Here is a 16,260-nt window from a genome sequence, read left to right as displayed (position 1 = left end):
TCCTGCCGTTGCAGGTGGTGCAGACGCTGGCCGTCATAGTCCATGACTGGATAAAAAAACCCGCCTGGTTTGACCAGACGGGTTTGATCGACGCTATCCGTGGAGGCTTGTTATTCAGCCTCAAGCTCAGGCGCGGACTGAACGGGACCGCTATCCTTGCCCTTCGCCTCAATATCGCGCTCCACCAGCTCAACCACGGCCATATCCGCATTGTCGCCATAACGGACACCTGCCTTGAGCACACGCGTATAACCGCCTGCACGGGCCTTATAACGCTCCGCAACGGTTGAGAAAAGCTTCGCGACGATAGCTTCATCACGCAACCGGGCAAAAGCCTGACGACGCGCATGCAACGTGCCCTGCTTGCCGAGTGTGATCAGCTTCTCCACGACAGGGCGGATTTCCTTCGCCTTGGGGAGCGTGGTGGTGATTTGCTCATGCTTGATGAGCGACACGGCCATGTTACGGAACATTGCCGCGCGGTGAGATGAGGTGACGTTGAGTTTACGCCCGGCAACACCATGACGCATGATATGAATTCCTTACTCTATTAAAAGATGCCAGGGTTGTCTCAGAAGACCTCGTCGAGACGCTTGGCGAGGTCCTCAATGTTCTCAGGCGGCCAGGCGGGAACATTCATGCCGAGAGACAGCCCCATCGAGGTCAAGACTTCCTTGATCTCATTGAGCGACTTACGGCCGAAATTCGGGGTGCGCAGCATCTCCTGCTCGGATTTCTGAACGAGGTCACCGATATAGACGATGTTGTCGTTCTTCAGGCAGTTGGCACTGCGGACAGAGAGCTCAAGCTCGTCCACCTTGCGGAGGAGGTTGCGATTGAACGGCAGCTCATCACGTGGCTCTTCCTGGCGGACCGGGCGAGGCTCTTCAAAATTGATGAAGAGCTGGAACTGGTCCTGAAGGATACGCGCCGCCAAAGCGAGGCTATCCTCAGGCGTCACCGAACCATCTGTTTCCACCGTCAGAAGCAGCTTGTCATAATCCGTCACCTGTCCGACACGGGTCTGCTCAACCTTGTAGGAGACCTGGCGGATCGGCGAATAAATCGCATCGACGGGAATCAGGCCGATCGGCGCGTCTTCCGGGCGGTTGGCGGCGGCAGGGACGTAACCCTTGCCGGTATTGACCGTGAATTCGATGCCCAGCTTCACACCATGATCAAGCGTACAGATGACGAGGTCAGGATTCATGATTTCAATATCATGACCGGCCTGGATCTGGCCCGCTGTCACTTCACCCGGGCCCGTGGCGGACAGGATCATCCGTTTGGGGCCATCCCCATGCATACGCAGCGCAAGCTGCTTCACATTAAGGACGATATCCGTCACATCCTCCCGCACACCCGGCACGGAGGAGAATTCGTGAAGAACCCCATCAATCTGAATGGCCGTCACCGCAGCCCCCTGCAGGGAGGAGAGCAGGACGCGCCGAATGGCGTTGCCCAGCGTCATGCCGAAGCCCCGCTCAAGCGGCTCGGCAACCACGGTCGCCTTATGAGACGGCATCACGCCGGGGGAAACTTCAAGTTTCTCCGGCTTAATAAGAGACTGCCAGTTCTTTTGGAGGACCAAGGTCGTGGCCTTTCAAAAAACTTTTTCGCTGCTACGCAGCGAAGTATCAACCTCGCACATGCGGGGTCAGGACAACGCGACACTTAATAAGGGCCGCGCAAACTTGGCGAAACCGCACTTTTGCCGGGTGCGGCGCGCAACCATCAGACGCGGCGGCGCTTCCGAGGACGGCAGCCATTATGTGGCACCGGAGTCATATCACGAATTGAGGTGATGGAAAAACCGACACTCTGCAACGCGCGGAGGGCACTTTCACGCCCCGAGCCCGGACCGGAGACCTCGATCTCAAGCGTTTCCATGCCGTGCTCACGCGCTTTGCGACCTGCATCCTCAGCAGCGACCTGGGCCGCATATGGCGTCGACTTGCGGGACCCTTTAAAGCCCTGCGCGCCCGAAGATGACCAGGCAATTGCATTGCCCTGGGCGTCCGAAATCGTGATCAGTGTGTTGTTAAACGTGGAAAGCACGTGTGCAACACCTGAGATAATATTTTTGCGTTCCTTCTTACGGATACGCGGAGCCGCCGCCTTCGCCATATTGACCCTGTCCCAAATCAGTTTTTACGCAAATCGGGCAGTGAATACGATACTCACCACCCGCTTCACCATTAAATAAACGCGATTAACGCGTGACTTTCTTTTTACCGGCAATCGCCACCGCCTTACCCTTGCGAGTACGTGCGTTGGTGTGGGTGCGCTGGCCCCGAACAGGAAGTCCGCGACGGTGACGCAGGCCACGATAGCAACCGAGATCCATCAGGCGCTTGATATTCATCGCTGTCTCACGACGAAGGTCACCCTCAACACGATACTCGGAATCGATCAACTCACGGACCTTGAGGATTTCATCATCACTCAGCTCATTGACACGTTTTGCGTCAGCAATGCCGAGCCTGGAGCAGATCTTCCGCGCTGTCGACGGCCCGATGCCGTAGACATAGCTGAGACCGATGACGACGCGCTTTGTCGTCGGAATATTTACGCCGGCAATACGTGCCACGCTTCACTCTCCCTGTCGGCCCGGAAGCCGCACTCTGTTTTTATGCCTCAGCCCTCATCGGGCTTGCTAGATTTCTACCGCGCTTCACCAAATGAGGAATCGCAAGTCCTTGAATGAGGAAAACGACAATCCTGGCAGCTCGTGTGATAAGGGGGCCGAATATAACGACCGGCCCCGCTGAGTCAAATGAATATTATCACTTTTGCGTGATACCATCTGTTTCCTGCGGTGCGTTGAGGCCGAGGGCCTCCAGGATGGCGTGATAGACCGCCTCCACATCCTGCATTCCATCGACGCGTTTCAGACGTTTTGCATGCTCATAATACGGCAGAATCACCGCTGTCTGCTGGGCATAGACTTCCAGACGTTTCCGCACCGTTTCCGGCGCATCATCCGCCCGCTTGGTGCCATCCGCGTTGGTGCGCCGGGCCAGGCGATCCACAATAATATCGGGCACGACTTCGAGAAGAATCACCGCGTCAATCCGGGCCCCGCGCGCACGCAGCATATCATCCAAAGCAACAGCCTGGCTTTCCGTCCGCGGGAAGCCGTCGAGAATGAAGCCTGACTTGCAATCAGGCCGCTCGATACGCCCCTGGATCATCTCGATCATAATCGGATCAGGGATAAAGAGGCCCCTTTCCATGAGGGATTGCGCCTGGCTGCCAAGCGGCGTCGCCGCCTTTACCTCGGCACGCAGCATGTCGCCTGTTGAAATCTGCTTCAGGCCGAAATCATGCTCCAGACGTTGTGCCTGCGTGCCCTTTCCTGCGCCGGGCGGGCCCAGAAGAATGATATTCATCAACGCCGCACCCCAACCCGATTACCGGACCGACCACGCTGCTTGCGCATCAGCCCCTGATAGCGATGGGCCACGAGATGCGACTGCACCTGCGTCATCGTATCAATAGTCACGGACACGATGATGATGAGGCTCGTCCCCCCAAAATAGAAGGGGACATTGTAACGACTGATGAGCACCTGTGGCAGCAAGCACACAGCGACGAGATAAATACCGCCGATCGTCGTCAGACGCGTCAGGATACGGTCAAAATATCGCGCGGTGTTGCTTCCTGGCCGGATGCCCGGCACAAACCCGCCCTGCTTCCGCAAATTCTCCGCCGTTTCCTCCGGGTTGAAACTGACCGCCGCGTAGAAGTAAGAGAAAAAGAGGATCATGGCGGCGTAAGTCACCATGTAAAGCGGCTGTCCCTGACTGAGTGCCTGCCCGATAGACGCCAGCCATCCCCCTGATTTACCGCCTGAGAAGCCGACAAGTGTCACGGGGATCAGCAGAACGGAGGAAGCAAAGATTGGCGGGATGACACCCGCTGTATTGACCTTGAGCGGCATATGGGTGGAATCACCCCCATACATCCGGCTACCGACCTGACGTTTGGGATATTGGATGACGACGCGGCGCTGCGCCTGCTCCATGAAAACGATGAAGGCGATCGTCACCGCCGCAAGGACGAGGAACAAAAGCACGAAAAACGGTGAGAGCGCGCCCGTGTAGCCCAGTTGAAAGAGGCTGGCCAAAGCATGAGGCAGGTTCGCGACAATACCGGCGAAGATGATCAGGGAGATGCCGTTACCGACACCACGCGCCGTAATCTGCTCACCAAGCCACATCAGGAACATCGTCCCGCCAACGAGAGTCAGAACGGCGGTGAAGATAAACGGGTATCCCGGATTGACGACGGCGCTGACACCGCCATTCCCAGTCATATGCTGCAACGTCATCGCTATGCCGTACGCCTGGAAAAGCGCGATCAGCACAGTGAGGTAACGCGTATGTTGATTGAGTTTTTTCCGCCCCTGATCCCCTTCCTTTTTCAGAGCCTCCAGGGAGGGAAGCGCCGTTGAGAGAAGCTGCACGATAATGGACGCGCTGATATAGGGCATGATATTGAGGGCGAAGACCGTCATGCGGCCCAGAGCACCCCCTGAGAACATGTCGAACATGCCAAGAATGCCGCGACTATGCCCGGCAAGGATCTGGCCGAGAATCGTTGCATCGACACCAGGCACCGGGATGTAACTCCCGAGGCGGTAAATAATGAGCGCACCAAGCGTAAACCAGATTCGCTTTTTGAGCTCCGTCGCTTTGGAGAAGGAGCTGAGGTTCAGATTGGCTGCGAGCTGATCTGCTGCAGAAGCCATTGTGCTAACCTTTCAACGAAAACAGCGCCGCCGCCATAGCGGGACGCTGTTCTGTTTATCCGTGAAGACAGCATGCATTGCAATGCTATGGCTGAGCGGAAATCACGCCTCGGCCGTTACTTCCGCCTTTTGCGTGACGGCGAGAGAGCCGCCTGCCTTCTCGACAGCCTGAACAGCCGCCGCTGAGGCGCCGGCGACTTCAAGCTTGATGGGTTTTGTGACGTCCCCACCCGCGAGGATGCGCACGCCCGCAATCTTGCCACCATTGACGAGCCCGGCACCCCGAAGCAATTCCTCAGTGATGAGGTTTGCTGCGTCCAGTTTACCCGCGTCAATCGCCTTCTGGATCCGGCCAAGATTGACCGCAACATATTCCTTACGGAAAATATTGGTAAAGCCGCGTTTCGGCATACGACGATAGAGAGGGAGCTGACCACCCTCAAAACCATTCAGCGATACACCTTCGCGCGCCTTCTGGCCTTTGACGCCGCGCCCGGAGGTTTTACCCTTACCGGAGCCGATGCCGCGACCAAGGCGCTTCTTGCGGTAACGCGAGCCCTCATTGTCACGAAGTTCGTTGAGTTTCATTTTATCCCTCCACCTGCAGAAGGTGGGCAACTTTACGGATCATCCCGCGAACGGCCGGCGTATCCTCAAGCTCACGCTGGCTGCCGATGCCGCGCAGACCGAGACCGACGAGGGTCTCTTTCTGGCCTGGCTTGCGGCCAATCGCAGAGGCAATCTGCCGGATGCGGACTGTCGCATTTTTTTTAGCCATTTGCAGCCTCCGCCGTGCCCTCAGCGGCCTGGCCCCGCTTGGGGAAGAGATCCGAGGCTTTTTTGCCACGACGCGCCGCGACAGCACGTGGGCTGCTGCAACGCTCAAGCGCGGCAAATGTCGCCTTGACCATATGCGGGTTGCGGGTGCCAAGGGACTTGGCAACAACGTCATTAACGCCCAGCGATTCAAAGACAGCGCGCATCGGCCCACCGGCGATGATGCCCGTTCCCGCTTCAGCTGCGCGCACCACAACTTTACCCGCACCGAAATGCCCGTAACTGTCATGATGCAGCGTGCGGCCTTCCTTCATCGGGACGCGGATCATGCCGCGCTTCGCACGTTCCGTCGCTTTACGGATCGCCTCAGGGACTTCACGTGCTTTACCGGCGCCGTAACCGACGCGCCCCTTCTGGTCACCAACGACCACGAGGGCGGCAAATGCGAAGCGACGTCCACCTTTAACAACCTTGGCGACGCGGTTAATCGTGACGAGCTTGTCAACAAGATCGTCGCCCTCGCGCTCCCGCTCGCGACCACCGCGGCCGCCTTCTCTTGGCTCTCGTGCCATGTGTGATCCTTTCCTAGAACGAGAGTCCGCCCTCACGGGCAGCCTCAGCAAGGGCCTTGACACGGCCGTGATAGAGATACGCCGCGATCCACCGTGAAGGTCGCGTGCCGCTTCATACGCTTCGTGCGGATATTGATTACGGCGTGGCAACGGCAAAGACGACCTATGGCACTTGCGGTGTGAAGGTCTGGATCTTTAAAGGCGATGTCATGGCGCATGACCCCCTTGCCCAGGACCGTCGTGCCGCTGAGCAAGCGCCGCAGCGTTGAGTCGAAGTTCAAAACAAGCGTCGTGAGGCGCGTGCCACCGCTCTTGCGGCGAAGCTGGAAACGCAACCGCTTGCGACGGCGCTCCTGCATACCATGCTGCGTAGCCATTATTTCTTCTTGCCTTCCTTGCGACGAAGAACCTCAGTTTCATAACGCACACCCCCCTTATAAGGCTCCGGCTTGCGGAAACTACGAATATCCAGCGCGACCTGTCCGACACGCTGCTTGTCATTTCCCTCGACGGTAATCGCCGTCGGGCGCGGCGTCGTGATTTTGACGTCGGCCGGGATGGGATAGACCACATCATGCGAGAAACCGAGATTCATGACCAGTTTCGAGCCCTGGACACTGGCGCGGAAACCCGTCCCGGTGATTTCGAGCGTTTTGGAAAAACCCTCAGAGACACCTTTGACGATGTTCGCGGCGATCGCCCGGGTGGTACCCCACATCGTCCAGGTTTCACGCGAGCGGTTGCCGACAGGCTGAATGGCGATCTTGCCATCCTCAACCTTCGCCTCGACAAAGCGGGACAGAGGCATGCTGAGCTGGCCGCGTTTACCCTTGGCGGTAAGGATACCCCCAGCGATGGTGACATCCACGCCTGAAGGGATCGGAACCGGATATTTGCCAATACGTGACATTGCATCCCTCCCTTAGAACACGCGGAAGAGGACCTCGCCGCCAACATTGGCAGCGCGGGCCTCAACGTCCGAAAGGACGCCGCGAGGTGTGGACAGGATGGAAACGCCGAGACCAGCATAGACGCGCTGCAATTCCTTGATTTTGGAATAGACGCGACGCCCTGGCTTGGAAACGCGGTGAATCTCTTTAATGACCGGCTGGCCATCCGCGTATTTCAGCTCGACACGCAACTGGGAGACACCCTTGCGGAGTTCCTCGGTCGTGTAACCACGAATATAACCTTCGCGGCGCAGCGCCTCCAGCACGTTGGCACGCAGTTTGGACGCCGGTGCAACGCAGGAGGCGTGACGTGCACGCTGCGCGTTACGTATACGGGTGATCATATCACCCAAAGGATCGGAGAGGGACATTGTCGTCTTAAACCCTTACCAGCTCGATTTAACCATACCGGGAATCTGGCCCGTTGATGCCAGATCGCGAAGCGCGATACGGCTGAGCTGGAATTTCCGATAATTGGCGCGCGGACGGCCAGAGACCTTGCACAGCAAGCGCACACGCGTGCGTGAGCCATTGCGCGGCATCTCAGCGAGTTTCAACGACGCATCGAACCGCTCTTCCACAGGAAGAGAACGATCCTTGATGATTTCCTTAAGCGCGGTCCGCTTCGCACGATCGCGCTGCGCCATTTGCGCGCGCTTCGCGTTGCGGTTCACGGCGGAGACTTTTGCCATGCTAAACTTTCTCCCGGAACCTGTCGGGCCAATCCCGACGGTTTTCCAAACAGCGTGTCTATAAAGGCGCCCTTCGCCTCTTTGCAATCAAAAAACGAAAGGCACCACGAAACTTTCAGGCCGCGAACGGCAGGTCAAAGGCTTTCAGCAATGCTTTGGCCTCATCATCGCTCTGTGCATTTGTCACGAAAATGATGTCCATGCCGCGCACTGAATCAACTTTGTCATATTGGATTTCAGGGAACACAATCTGCTCCTTGATGCCCATCGCGAAGTTGCCGCGACCATCGAAGCCCTTATTTGCCGGAAGCCCGCGGAAGTCACGAATGCGCGGCATCGCGATCGTAACGAGACGATCGAGAAACTCATACATACGTGCGCGACGCAGCGTGACCTTACAGCCAATCGGCAGGCCCTCGCGGATTTTGAAACCGGCGATCGCCTTGCGTGCCAACGTCTTGACCGGCTTCTGACCTGCGATCAGCGCCATCTCCGCGACGGCGGCATCCAGTTTTTTCTGATCGCCTGCCGCTTCACCGACGCCCATATTAAGGACGATCTTCTCAAGCTTCGGCACTTGCAGAATGTTTTTATAGCCAAACTGCTGACGAAGCTGCTCACGGATCTCCTGCTGGTAACGTTCCTGCAGGCGCGGCAGAGCGTGTGCGTGTTTGTCGCTCATATCGCCCCCTTAGCCTTCGATAATCTCGCCGGTCGCCTTGGCGACGCGCGCTTTGCGGCCGTCATCAAGAACGCGGAAACCAACACGGGTCGGCTTGCCACTCTTCGGATCGATAAGTTTAAGATTTGAGAGATGCACAGGCATCTCCTTCGCAATGATGCCGCCCTCTTCATTCTGGCGGCTCGGCTTCGTGTGGCGTTTCGCAATGGCGACGCCACGGACGACAGCCTTCTCAACCTTGGGAAGGATGGACATCACCTCACCCCGCACGCCTTTGGACGCACCGGAAATGACCACAACCTGATCACCCTTTTTAATACGCGCGGCCATTACAGGACCTCCGGAGCCAGGGAGATGATTTTCATGAACTTGCGGGCACGCAGCTCACGCACGACGGGGCCGAAGATACGCGTACCAATGGGCTCCATAGACTTGTTGATCAGCACCGCCGCGTTTTTGTCAAAACGAATGGCACTGCCATCCGCACGACGCACCGGATAAGAGGTGCGGACGATGACCGCCTGATGGACATCACCTTTTTTGACTTTACCGCGCGGAATCGCCTCCTTGACGGAAACGACGATCACGTCGCCGACCGAAGCGGTTTTACGCTTGGAACCGCCCAGCACCTTGATGCACTGCACCCGACGCGCACCGGAATTATCCGCAACGTCAAGGTTGGTCTCGGGATGGATCATTTTTAGCCCCCTATTTAAGCCGAAACAGGGCTGGCGTCAGCTGCGGGCGCACCAAGTGCCGCACCGTTGCGCGTAACAACCATCCACGTCTTGCGTTTTGAAATCGGCGCACATTCTTCGATACGGACGGTATCGCCGATTTTGCACTCATTCAGCTCATCATGCGCCGCATATTTCTTGGAGCGGCGAATAAACTTTTTATAAAGCGGGTGCATAACGCGACGATGCACGAGGACGGTCACCGTCTTGTCCATCTTATCACTAGTCACTCGCCCAGTCAGGACACGCCTTGGCATTGTCCGTCTCCTCTCAGGACTTAACGGCGGACGTTTTTGCGCCCGCACTGTTCTTCGATTGATGCAAAACTGTCTTGATCCGCGCGACAGCACGACGCAGCAGCCGCACCCGGCCCGCACCTTCAGACTGCCCGGTCGCAGCCTGGAAACGCAGATTCAGCTGCTCTTTTTTCAGATCAAGCAGAAGAGCCTCAAGCTCATCAGACGTCTTGCCGCGTAGATCGGCGACTTTGAACGTGTCGGCCATCTCAGGCATCTCCAATGCGTGTAATGAACTTGGTCTTAATCGGCAGTTTCGCCGCGCCGAGTTCGAGCGCATGGCGCGCGACATCAGGCGGCACGCCCTCAATCTCGAAAAGGACGCGGCCCGGCTTGACGCGTGCGACCCAATATTCAGGCGAGCCCTTACCCGAGCCCATCCGCACCTCAGCCGGCTTGGTGGAAACCGGAAGATCCGGGAAAATGCGGATCCAGACACGACCTGCGCGCTTCATCGCACGCGTAATCGCACGACGAGATGCCTCAATCTGGCGCGCCGTGATCCTCTCGGGCTCAAGCGCTTTCAGGCCGAACGCGCCGAAATTCAGCGTCGTTCCACCTTTTGCGAGGCCGTGGATACGGCCTTTATGGGCTTTGCGAAACTTCGTCCGCTTGGGGGAAAGCATGATCAGTTATCCTCACGCGCCTCACGACGCTTGTTTTGAACTTCGACTCAACGCTGCGGCGCTTGCTCAGCGGCACGACGGTCCTGGGCAAGGGGGTCATGCGCCATGACATCGCCTTTAAAGATCCAGACCTTCACACCGCAAGTGCCATAGGTCGTCTTTGCCGTTGCCACGCCGTAATCAATATCCGCACGAAGCGTATGAAGCGGCACGCGACCTTCACGATACCACTCAATACGCGCGATTTCGGCACCGCCGAGACGACCGGAGCAATTGATCCGGATCCCCTGCGCCCCGAGGCGCATCGCGGATTGCACGGCGCGTTTCATCGCCCGGCGGAACGCCACGCGGCGCTCAAGCTGCTGCGCGATGTTTTCCGCAACAAGTGTCGAGTCAATTTCAGGCTTGCGGATTTCCACGATGTTAAGCGCGACGTCAGCCTTCGCCATACGGCTCAGATCTTTACGAAGCGCGTCAATATCCTGACCTTTTTTACCGATCACGACACCCGGACGGGCTGCGTAGATCGTGACGCGAGGCTTTTTGGCCGGACGCTCGATCACAACGCGGGAAACACCGGCACCTGCGAGCTTGCGACGAAGATATGCCCGAAGCTTGAGGTCCTCATGAAGAAGATTCGCGTAATCCTGGCCCGCATACCAGCGGCTGTCCCAGGTGCGATTGACACCGAGCCGAAGCCCGATCGGATTGACTTTATGTCCCATATCAGGCCGCCTTCTGTTCTGCTACGTCTTTGCGCTTGCGAGTCTTCTTCGCAGGGGCATCTTCTGTCGCAGCCCGCTCAGCGACCACGATTTTGATGTGGCTGAAGAACTTCTCAATCCGGGCGGAGCGACCACGACCACGCGCATGAAAGCGCTTCATGACGATTGATTTACCGACCTCCGCCGACTTCACCACCAGCTGATCCACATCAAGCTGATGATTATTTTCAGCGTTTGCAATCGCGCTTTCAAGAGTCTTACGCACCTGCTGCGCAATGCGACGGCGGGAGAAAGTCAGCGCCGCAATCGCCTTGTCAGCCGGCAGGTTGCGGATCATGGCCGCAACCAGGTCAAGCTTGCGCGGGCTGACACGAACATTGCGTGCCACGGCCTGCGCCTCATTATCGGCAAGTGTGCGAATATGCTTTGGCTTGCTCATCTCAGCCCCGCTTCGACTTTTTATCGGACGCATGGCCCGTGAATGTGCGCGTCGGGGAAAACTCGCCGAACTTATGTCCGACCATATTTTCCGTCACTTGCACAGGCAGGAATTTGCGCCCGTTATACACACCAAATGTCAGGCCCACAAATTGCGGCAGGATCGTTGAACGACGTGACCAGATTTTGATCACCTCATTGCGACCCGACGCACGTGAAGCTTCTGCCTTACCAAACAAGTACCCGTCGACGAACGGGCCTTTCCAGACGGAACGTGCCATCTCTCTAATGCCCCTCTCTTACTTACCGGTCTTGCGGCGGCGGATAATCAAGCTATCCGTGCGCTTGTTGCTACGCGTTTTGTAACCTTTTGTCGGCTTACCCCAAGGCGTCACCGGATGACGCCCGCCTGAAGTACGGCCCTCACCACCACCATGCGGGTGATCAACCGGGTTCATGACAACACCACGGTTATGTGGGCGGCGCCCCAGCCAACGATTGCGACCGGCCTTGCCAATATGCTGGTTCATATTATCCGGGTTTGAGACGGCACCGACTGTCGCCATGCATTCTCCGCGGACAAGACGCAACTCACCGGATTGCAGCTTGATCTGCGCGTAACCGGCATCCTTGCCGACAAGCTGGGCGTAAGTCCCGGCTGAACGCGCGACCTTGCCACCTGCACCGATCTTGAGCTCAATATTATGGACGATCGTGCCCACCGGCATCGCCGCCAGCGGCATCGCATTGCCGGGCTTGACGTCAACCCGCGCACCTGCAACGACACGATCCCCTGACTTCACGCGTTGCGGCGCGAGGATGTAAGCAAGCTCACCATCATCATATTTGATGAGCGCGATGAAAGAAGTGCGGTTCGGGTCATATTCCAGCCGCTCAATCGTGCCCGCAACATCGAATTTGCGACGTTTGAAATCAACGTAACGGTAGGACTGCTTGTGCCCACCGCCACGGAAGCGCGACGTTGTGCGTCCGTGATTATTACGACCGCCGGATTTGTTCTTACCTTCCGTCAGCTGCTTGACGGGTTTCCCCTTATGCAGCTCGCTCCGGTCAATAAGGACGGTGCCACGAAGGCTGGGCGTCGTCGGATTAAAGTGTTTTAGTGCCATGATTCCCTGCCCCGCGTCAGCTCAGCTTCGCCGTGAGGTCGATCGACTGACCATCCGCGAGCTTGACATATGCTTTCTTGGTGTCAGAGCGGCGACCTGGCCGCCCCTTGAACATTTTGCTCTTGCCCTTCTGAACGAGGGTGTTCACCGAAAGCACCTTCACGTTAAACAGCGTCTCGACCGCGATTTTGATCTCAGGCTTGGACGCCTCAAGTGCGACGCGGAAGACGACGTGGTTATTCTCTGAAAGAGCTGTCGCCTTCTCAGTGATGACGGGCGCGCGGATGATGTCAAACATCGCCTCACGGCTCATGCGGGCGGCCTTTTCACGGCGCGCCAGAACGGTTGTCGTGCTCATGCCAGGCGCTCCTTCAGGCCATCAAGCCCGGCGCGCGTCACGACAAGCACCTCATGATTGAGGATATCGTAAACATTGGCACCGATCGACGGCATCACATCAATCTTATGCAGGTTGCGGATGGCACGCCCAAAACCGACATCCGGATTGACACCATCAACAATCAAAGCCGATGTCAGGCCGAGAGCCTTCATTTTGGCTTCGGCATCACGTGTTTTCTGCACGCCGGTCACAGCCTCCAGGATGACGACCTTCCCTTCCGCGGCTTTCTGCGACAATGCAGAAATCAAGCCAAGGCGGCGCACTTTTTTCGGCAGGTCATAACCATGGTCACGCACAACCGGCCCGTGCACCACACCACCTGTACGGAATTGCGGGGCGCGCAACGAACCCTGGCGCGCAGAGCCTGTGCCTTTCTGGCGATAGGGCTTCTTGGTCGTGCCGGAAATTTCGCCCATGCCTTTGACACGGTGTGTGCCAGCACGACGTTTGGCAAGCTGCCAATGCACGACGCGGGCCATAATGTCATTGCGCGGCGTGATGCCGAACAATTCCTCCGGAAGGGTCACCTTACCGGCGCTTCCGTTATCGAGGGTCTTGATCTCGTATTCCATGCCCTCAGTCCTCAACCGGCGGCCGTCAGAGTCGCAGCCGGATACGGCGCGTCAGCGTGACGGTCCTTCTTGATCGCATCGCGAATCAGCACCGTGCCGTTTTTGGCACCCGGGACCGAACCACGAACCATAATGAGATTACGCTCTTCATCCACCGCGGCGACTTCGAGGTTCAGCGTGGTGATGCGCTCATCACCAAGATGACCGGCCATTTTCTTGCCTTTGAAGACCTTGCCGGGATCCTGACGCTGTCCCGTCGAACCGTGTGAACGGTGACTGATGGAAACGCCGTGCGAGGCTTCGAGACCGGCAAAGTTCCAGCGCTTCATGGCGCCGGCAAAACCCTTACCTTTACTCGTTGCGGTCACGTCCACTTTCTGGCCCACGACGAAATGCGCGGCTGAAAGGCGTGTCCCCGCCTCAAGCACCGCATCGTCACTGACACGAAATTCGACGAGCTTCCTGCAGGGCTCAACCTTCGCGGCGGCGAAATGCCCACGCATGGGCTTGGAGACGTTTTTGACTTTTGCCTTGCCCATACCGAGTTGCACGGCCGTATAGCCGTCACGCTCAACATTACGGGTGGAGACAACCGTCACATCGTCGAGATGAAGAACGGTGACAGGCACGTGTGTGCCGTCTTCCTTGAAGAGTCGGGTCATGCCCAACTTTTTTGCGATCAATCCGGTGCGCATCGTCTGGACCTTAAAGCTTGATCTCGACATCGACGCCAGCGGCGAGGTCGAGCTTCATGAGGGCGTCCACGGTCTGCGGGGTCGGCTCGACAATATCGAGCAGGCGGCGGTGAGTCCGAATTTCGAACTGCTCGCGGCTTTTCTTATCCACATGTGGCGAGCGGTTAACAGTAAAACGCTCAATATGCGTCGGTAGCGGGATGGGACCCCGAACCTGCGCACCCGTGCGCTTCGCCGTGTTCACGATCTCCTTCGTGCTGTTATCGAGCACGCGGTGGTCGTATGCCTTGAGGCGAATGCGGATGTTTTGGCTGTCCATCTTTATAAATCGTCCAACTCAATAAGGTTCGGGGGCTACCCTGCTCCTTCTAAGCCTCGAAGGCTGACCCGACCAGGTGCGCCCGGTCAGGTCAGCCCCCATAAGAGGCTATATTTTCGTTCAGGCGGTGATCGACGCGACCACACCTGCGCCGACAGTCCGGCCACCTTCGCGGATCGCGAAACGAAGACCTTCATCCATCGCGATCGGTGCGATCAGCTCAACATCCATCGCAACGTTGTCGCCCGGCATGACCATCTCCGTGCCTTCCGGCAGTTGGACAACACCCGTGACGTCCGTCGTGCGGAAGTAGAACTGGGGACGATAATTGGTGAAGAACGGCGTGTGACGGCCACCTTCCTCTTTCGTGAGGATGTAGGCTTCTGCCTTGAACTTCTTGTGCGGCGTGATGGAGCCGGGCTTGGCCAGAACCTGACCGCGCTCAACGTCTTCACGCTTCGTGCCACGCAGCAGGGCACCGATATTATCGCCCGCCTCACCACGATCAAGAAGCTTGCGGAACATCTCAACGCCGGTCACTGTCGTCTTGACTGTGTCCTTGAGACCGACGATCTCGACTTCCTCACCGACATTGACCGCACCGCGCTCAACGCGACCCGTCACAACCGTGCCACGACCGGAGATCGAGAAGACGTCTTCAATCGGCATCAGGAAAGGACGGTCAATCGGGCGCTCAGGCTGCGGGATGTAGGAGTCAACCGCTTCCATCAGCTCAAGAACGCGGTTCTCACCGATTTCGGCATCGCCGTCTTCAAGCGTGACGAGCGCGGAACCCTTGATGATGGGGATATCGTCGCCCGGGAACTGGTAGGAAGAGAGAAGCTCACGCACTTCCATCTCAACGAGTTCAAGCAGCTCAGGGTCATCCACCTGGTCAACCTTGTTCAGGAAGACGACCAGCGCGGGAACACCCACCTGGCGCGCGAGAAGGATGTGCTCACGTGTCTGGGGCATCGGGCCATCAGCAGCGGAAACAACGAGGATCGCGCCATCCATCTGTGCCGCACCGGTGATCATGTTCTTGACGTAGTCAGCATGGCCCGGGCAGTCGACGTGCGCGTAATGGCGGTTTTTCGTCTCATACTCAACGTGAGCGGTCGAGATCGTGATACCACGTGCACGCTCTTCCGGCGCCGCGTCGATCTGATCATAAGCCTGGTATGTCGCACCACCTGACTTGGCGAGCGTCTTGGTGATCGCAGCGGTCAGTGAGGTTTTGCCATGGTCAACGTGACCAATCGTTCCGATATTGCAGTGCGGCTTCGTCCGCTCAAATTTAGCCTTAGCCATCGTTCTCTCCATAACCCACCGCCGAAGTTGCGGCGGGGAAGATTGCTCATTAACATCAGGTCCCGATTGAAACCCGAAACTGTTGAGCTGGTTAAACTTACCAGCGGTAGTGGCTGAATGCCTTGTTGGCTTCAGCCATGCGATGCGTGTCTTCACGCTTTTTGACGGCCGAACCGCGATTATTGATCGCATCCATCAGCTCGTTGGACAAGCGCTCCTGCATCGTGTTTTCGCCACGCTTGCGCGATGCGTCGATCACCCAGCGAATTGCCAGGGCCTGACGACGTTCCGCACGGACTTCGACAGGCACCTGATACGTCGCGCCACCGACGCGGCGTGAGCGCACCTCGACGGCAGGCTTGACGTTGTCGAGCGCTGCGTGAAACATCGCAACCGGATCCGCCGAAGCACCACCACGACGGCGGACAGCCTCAAGCGCACCGTAAACGATACCTTCAGCAGTCGATTTCTTACCATCGTACATGAGCGCATTCATAAAGCGCGTAATGACGACGTCTCCAAACTTCGGATCGGGAAGGATCTCACGCTTGACAGCGCGATGTCGGCGACTCATGCCTTATATTC

General features: G+C 57.6%; 28 protein-coding genes and 2 pseudogenes. 1 reads left to right on the top strand and 29 read right to left on the bottom strand.

Going from position 1 to position 16,260, the window contains the following annotated elements:
• Positions 1 to 110: 110 nt before the first annotated feature.
• The 10 genes and pseudogenes from rplQ to CGLAMM_RS09055 form a co-directional block, all read right to left on the bottom strand.
• On the bottom strand, positions 111 to 530 hold the full coding sequence (gene rplQ / locus CGLAMM_RS09100; protein ID WP_394818511.1) for a 50S ribosomal protein L17: 420 nt from the start codon (positions 528 to 530) through the stop codon (positions 111 to 113).
• A 41-nt stretch (positions 531 to 571) separates the two neighbouring features.
• Positions 572 to 1,591 (bottom strand): DNA-directed RNA polymerase subunit alpha, encoded by a 1,020-nt coding sequence (locus CGLAMM_RS09095; protein ID WP_394818512.1) that lies wholly within the window; start codon positions 1,589 to 1,591, stop codon positions 572 to 574.
• A 143-nt stretch (positions 1,592 to 1,734) separates the two neighbouring features.
• Complete coding sequence (gene rpsK, locus CGLAMM_RS09090) at positions 1,735 to 2,127, bottom strand: 30S ribosomal protein S11 (protein WP_319807082.1); 393 nt, start codon at positions 2,125 to 2,127, stop codon at positions 1,735 to 1,737.
• 85 nt (positions 2,128 to 2,212) lie between these two features.
• The gene (gene rpsM / locus CGLAMM_RS09085; protein ID WP_319807081.1) at positions 2,213 to 2,590 is read right to left on the bottom strand and encodes a 30S ribosomal protein S13; all 378 of its coding nucleotides are present in this window, start codon (positions 2,588 to 2,590) and stop codon (positions 2,213 to 2,215) included.
• Positions 2,591 to 2,786: 196 nt separating this feature from the next.
• The gene (locus tag CGLAMM_RS09080) at positions 2,787 to 3,392 is read right to left on the bottom strand and encodes an adenylate kinase (protein ID WP_394818513.1); all 606 of its coding nucleotides are present in this window, start codon (positions 3,390 to 3,392) and stop codon (positions 2,787 to 2,789) included.
• Positions 3,392 to 4,753, bottom strand: a complete 1,362-nt coding sequence (secY, locus tag CGLAMM_RS09075) for a preprotein translocase subunit SecY (protein WP_394818514.1) — start codon at positions 4,751 to 4,753, stop codon at positions 3,392 to 3,394. Before secY ends, CGLAMM_RS09080 begins: the two co-directional genes overlap by 1 nt.
• A gap of 102 nt (positions 4,754 to 4,855) precedes the next feature.
• Entirely contained in the window at positions 4,856 to 5,341 is a 486-nt protein-coding gene (rplO, locus tag CGLAMM_RS09070; protein WP_394818515.1) for a 50S ribosomal protein L15, read from the bottom strand.
• A gap of 1 nt (position 5,342) precedes the next feature.
• Positions 5,343 to 5,531, bottom strand: a complete 189-nt coding sequence (gene rpmD / locus CGLAMM_RS09065; RefSeq protein ID WP_319807077.1) for a 50S ribosomal protein L30 — start codon at positions 5,529 to 5,531, stop codon at positions 5,343 to 5,345.
• Positions 5,524 to 6,102, bottom strand: a complete 579-nt coding sequence (gene rpsE / locus CGLAMM_RS09060) for a 30S ribosomal protein S5 (protein WP_418115615.1) — start codon at positions 6,100 to 6,102, stop codon at positions 5,524 to 5,526. The genes rpmD and rpsE overlap by 8 nt, the downstream gene beginning before the upstream one ends.
• Before the next feature lie 13 nt (positions 6,103 to 6,115).
• Positions 6,116 to 6,194, bottom strand: a pseudogene (locus CGLAMM_RS09055) (50S ribosomal protein L18); the annotation flags it as partial.
• On the opposite strand from CGLAMM_RS09055, the pseudogene CGLAMM_RS09050 reads away from it, so the two are divergent.
• Positions 6,192 to 6,371 (top strand): annotated as a pseudogene (locus CGLAMM_RS09050) (30S ribosomal protein S3); the annotation flags it as partial. The pseudogenes CGLAMM_RS09055 and CGLAMM_RS09050 sit on opposite strands and share 3 nt — an antisense overlap.
• 107 nt (positions 6,372 to 6,478) lie before the next feature.
• On the opposite strand, the gene rplF reads toward CGLAMM_RS09050, so the two are convergent.
• The 19 genes from rplF to rpsG all read right to left on the bottom strand — a co-directional run bounded on the left by rplF (position 6,479) and on the right by rpsG (position 16,249).
• Positions 6,479 to 7,012, bottom strand: coding sequence for a 50S ribosomal protein L6 (gene rplF / locus CGLAMM_RS09045; protein WP_418115614.1), 534 nt, complete (start codon positions 7,010 to 7,012; stop codon positions 6,479 to 6,481).
• Positions 7,013 to 7,024: 12 nt separating this feature from the next.
• Positions 7,025 to 7,423: a 30S ribosomal protein S8 gene (gene rpsH / locus CGLAMM_RS09040; RefSeq protein WP_319807073.1), complete on the bottom strand. Its 399-nt coding sequence runs from the start codon at positions 7,421 to 7,423 to the stop codon at positions 7,025 to 7,027.
• A 15-nt stretch (positions 7,424 to 7,438) separates the two neighbouring features.
• Positions 7,439 to 7,744 (bottom strand): 30S ribosomal protein S14, encoded by a 306-nt coding sequence (rpsN, locus tag CGLAMM_RS09035; protein WP_319807072.1) that lies wholly within the window; start codon positions 7,742 to 7,744, stop codon positions 7,439 to 7,441.
• Positions 7,745 to 7,859: 115 nt separating this feature from the next.
• Positions 7,860 to 8,426, bottom strand: a complete 567-nt coding sequence (gene rplE / locus CGLAMM_RS09030) for a 50S ribosomal protein L5 (RefSeq protein ID WP_394818516.1) — start codon at positions 8,424 to 8,426, stop codon at positions 7,860 to 7,862.
• 9 nt (positions 8,427 to 8,435) lie between these two features.
• Positions 8,436 to 8,756, bottom strand: coding sequence for a 50S ribosomal protein L24 (gene rplX / locus CGLAMM_RS09025; protein WP_319807070.1), 321 nt, complete (start codon positions 8,754 to 8,756; stop codon positions 8,436 to 8,438).
• Positions 8,756 to 9,124: a 50S ribosomal protein L14 gene (rplN, locus tag CGLAMM_RS09020; RefSeq protein ID WP_319807069.1), complete on the bottom strand. Its 369-nt coding sequence runs from the start codon at positions 9,122 to 9,124 to the stop codon at positions 8,756 to 8,758. Before rplN ends, rplX begins: the two co-directional genes overlap by 1 nt.
• Before the next feature lie 14 nt (positions 9,125 to 9,138).
• Complete coding sequence (gene rpsQ / locus CGLAMM_RS09015) at positions 9,139 to 9,420, bottom strand: 30S ribosomal protein S17 (protein WP_319807068.1); 282 nt, start codon at positions 9,418 to 9,420, stop codon at positions 9,139 to 9,141.
• Between the two features lie 13 nt (positions 9,421 to 9,433).
• Complete coding sequence (rpmC, locus tag CGLAMM_RS09010; RefSeq protein WP_319807067.1) at positions 9,434 to 9,667, bottom strand: 50S ribosomal protein L29; 234 nt, start codon at positions 9,665 to 9,667, stop codon at positions 9,434 to 9,436.
• 1 nt (position 9,668) lies between these two features.
• The gene (gene rplP / locus CGLAMM_RS09005; RefSeq protein ID WP_319807066.1) at positions 9,669 to 10,085 is read right to left on the bottom strand and encodes a 50S ribosomal protein L16; all 417 of its coding nucleotides are present in this window, start codon (positions 10,083 to 10,085) and stop codon (positions 9,669 to 9,671) included.
• Positions 10,086 to 10,132: 47 nt separating this feature from the next.
• Complete coding sequence (rpsC, locus tag CGLAMM_RS09000; protein WP_319807065.1) at positions 10,133 to 10,810, bottom strand: 30S ribosomal protein S3; 678 nt, start codon at positions 10,808 to 10,810, stop codon at positions 10,133 to 10,135.
• 1 nt (position 10,811) lies between these two features.
• Entirely contained in the window at positions 10,812 to 11,249 is a 438-nt protein-coding gene (gene rplV / locus CGLAMM_RS08995) for a 50S ribosomal protein L22 (protein ID WP_319807064.1), read from the bottom strand.
• 1 nt (position 11,250) lies between these two features.
• The gene (gene rpsS, locus CGLAMM_RS08990; RefSeq protein WP_319807063.1) at positions 11,251 to 11,529 is read right to left on the bottom strand and encodes a 30S ribosomal protein S19; all 279 of its coding nucleotides are present in this window, start codon (positions 11,527 to 11,529) and stop codon (positions 11,251 to 11,253) included.
• A gap of 18 nt (positions 11,530 to 11,547) precedes the next feature.
• Positions 11,548 to 12,378, bottom strand: a complete 831-nt coding sequence (gene rplB / locus CGLAMM_RS08985; RefSeq protein WP_319807062.1) for a 50S ribosomal protein L2 — start codon at positions 12,376 to 12,378, stop codon at positions 11,548 to 11,550.
• A gap of 16 nt (positions 12,379 to 12,394) precedes the next feature.
• Positions 12,395 to 12,691 carry a 50S ribosomal protein L23 gene (locus CGLAMM_RS08980; protein ID WP_319807790.1) on the bottom strand — a complete coding sequence of 99 codons (297 nt, stop codon included), beginning with the start codon at positions 12,689 to 12,691 and terminating at the stop codon, positions 12,395 to 12,397.
• Between the two features lie 41 nt (positions 12,692 to 12,732).
• A complete protein-coding gene (gene rplD / locus CGLAMM_RS08975; protein WP_394818517.1) occupies positions 12,733 to 13,350 on the bottom strand; it encodes a 50S ribosomal protein L4 in 618 nt (205 codons plus the stop codon).
• Positions 13,351 to 13,361: 11 nt separating this feature from the next.
• Entirely contained in the window at positions 13,362 to 14,045 is a 684-nt protein-coding gene (rplC, locus tag CGLAMM_RS08970) for a 50S ribosomal protein L3 (protein ID WP_394818518.1), read from the bottom strand.
• 10 nt (positions 14,046 to 14,055) lie between these two features.
• Positions 14,056 to 14,364, bottom strand: a complete 309-nt coding sequence (rpsJ, locus tag CGLAMM_RS08965) for a 30S ribosomal protein S10 (RefSeq protein ID WP_319807059.1) — start codon at positions 14,362 to 14,364, stop codon at positions 14,056 to 14,058.
• A gap of 120 nt (positions 14,365 to 14,484) precedes the next feature.
• Positions 14,485 to 15,675 (bottom strand): elongation factor Tu, encoded by a 1,191-nt coding sequence (gene tuf / locus CGLAMM_RS08960; protein WP_319807058.1) that lies wholly within the window; start codon positions 15,673 to 15,675, stop codon positions 14,485 to 14,487.
• Positions 15,676 to 15,772: 97 nt separating this feature from the next.
• On the bottom strand, positions 15,773 to 16,249 hold the full coding sequence (gene rpsG / locus CGLAMM_RS08955; RefSeq protein WP_319807057.1) for a 30S ribosomal protein S7: 477 nt from the start codon (positions 16,247 to 16,249) through the stop codon (positions 15,773 to 15,775).
• Positions 16,250 to 16,260 lie beyond the last annotated feature (11 nt).

Source organism: Sorlinia euscelidii, from assembly GCF_036452135.1.
Classification (GTDB): domain Bacteria; phylum Pseudomonadota; class Alphaproteobacteria; order Acetobacterales; family Acetobacteraceae; genus Sorlinia; species Sorlinia euscelidii.
Note: the sequence above shows the minus strand (reverse complement) of the source record. Positions and strands in the feature narration are given on the sequence as shown.

Bases quoted from the DNA above. Each gene is read 5' to 3' on its own strand.
- rplQ (WP_394818511.1), bottom strand. From the start codon at position 530: ATGCGTCATGGTGTTGCCGGGCGTAAACTCAACGTCACCTCATCTCAC.
- rpsK (WP_319807082.1), bottom strand. From the start codon at position 2,127: ATGGCGAAGGCGGCGGCTCCGCGTATCCGTAAGAAGGAACGCAAAAAT.
- CGLAMM_RS09080 (WP_394818513.1), bottom strand. From the start codon at position 3,392: ATGAATATCATTCTTCTGGGCCCGCCCGGCGCAGGAAAGGGCACGCAG.
- secY (WP_394818514.1), bottom strand. From the start codon at position 4,753: ATGGCTTCTGCAGCAGATCAGCTCGCAGCCAATCTGAACCTCAGCTCC.
- rplO (WP_394818515.1), bottom strand. From the start codon at position 5,341: ATGAAACTCAACGAACTTCGTGACAATGAGGGCTCGCGTTACCGCAAG.
- rpmD (WP_319807077.1), bottom strand. From the start codon at position 5,531: ATGGCTAAAAAAAATGCGACAGTCCGCATCCGGCAGATTGCCTCTGCG.
- rpsE (WP_418115615.1), bottom strand. From the start codon at position 6,102: ATGGCACGAGAGCCAAGAGAAGGCGGCCGCGGTGGTCGCGAGCGGGAG.
- rplF (WP_418115614.1), bottom strand. From the start codon at position 7,012: ATGTCACGTATTGGCAAATATCCGGTTCCGATCCCTTCAGGCGTGGAT.
- rpsH (WP_319807073.1), bottom strand. From the start codon at position 7,423: ATGTCCCTCTCCGATCCTTTGGGTGATATGATCACCCGTATACGTAAC.
- rpsN (WP_319807072.1), bottom strand. From the start codon at position 7,744: ATGGCAAAAGTCTCCGCCGTGAACCGCAACGCGAAGCGCGCGCAAATG.
- rplE (WP_394818516.1), bottom strand. From the start codon at position 8,426: ATGAGCGACAAACACGCACACGCTCTGCCGCGCCTGCAGGAACGTTAC.
- rplX (WP_319807070.1), bottom strand. From the start codon at position 8,756: ATGGCCGCGCGTATTAAAAAGGGTGATCAGGTTGTGGTCATTTCCGGT.
- rplN (WP_319807069.1), bottom strand. From the start codon at position 9,124: ATGATCCATCCCGAGACCAACCTTGACGTTGCGGATAATTCCGGTGCG.
- rpsQ (WP_319807068.1), bottom strand. From the start codon at position 9,420: ATGCCAAGGCGTGTCCTGACTGGGCGAGTGACTAGTGATAAGATGGAC.
- rpmC (WP_319807067.1), bottom strand. From the start codon at position 9,667: ATGGCCGACACGTTCAAAGTCGCCGATCTACGCGGCAAGACGTCTGAT.
- rplP (WP_319807066.1), bottom strand. From the start codon at position 10,085: ATGCTTTCCCCCAAGCGGACGAAGTTTCGCAAAGCCCATAAAGGCCGT.
- rpsC (WP_319807065.1), bottom strand. From the start codon at position 10,810: ATGGGACATAAAGTCAATCCGATCGGGCTTCGGCTCGGTGTCAATCGC.
- rplV (WP_319807064.1), bottom strand. From the start codon at position 11,249: ATGAGCAAGCCAAAGCATATTCGCACACTTGCCGATAATGAGGCGCAG.
- rpsS (WP_319807063.1), bottom strand. From the start codon at position 11,529: ATGGCACGTTCCGTCTGGAAAGGCCCGTTCGTCGACGGGTACTTGTTT.
- rplB (WP_319807062.1), bottom strand. From the start codon at position 12,378: ATGGCACTAAAACACTTTAATCCGACGACGCCCAGCCTTCGTGGCACC.
- CGLAMM_RS08980 (WP_319807790.1), bottom strand. From the start codon at position 12,691: ATGAGCCGTGAGGCGATGTTTGACATCATCCGCGCGCCCGTCATCACT.
- rplD (WP_394818517.1), bottom strand. From the start codon at position 13,350: ATGGAATACGAGATCAAGACCCTCGATAACGGAAGCGCCGGTAAGGTG.
- rplC (WP_394818518.1), bottom strand. From the start codon at position 14,045: ATGCGCACCGGATTGATCGCAAAAAAGTTGGGCATGACCCGACTCTTC.
- rpsJ (WP_319807059.1), bottom strand. From the start codon at position 14,364: ATGGACAGCCAAAACATCCGCATTCGCCTCAAGGCATACGACCACCGC.
- tuf (WP_319807058.1), bottom strand. From the start codon at position 15,675: ATGGCTAAGGCTAAATTTGAGCGGACGAAGCCGCACTGCAATATCGGA.
- rpsG (WP_319807057.1), bottom strand. From the start codon at position 16,249: ATGAGTCGCCGACATCGCGCTGTCAAGCGTGAGATCCTTCCCGATCCG.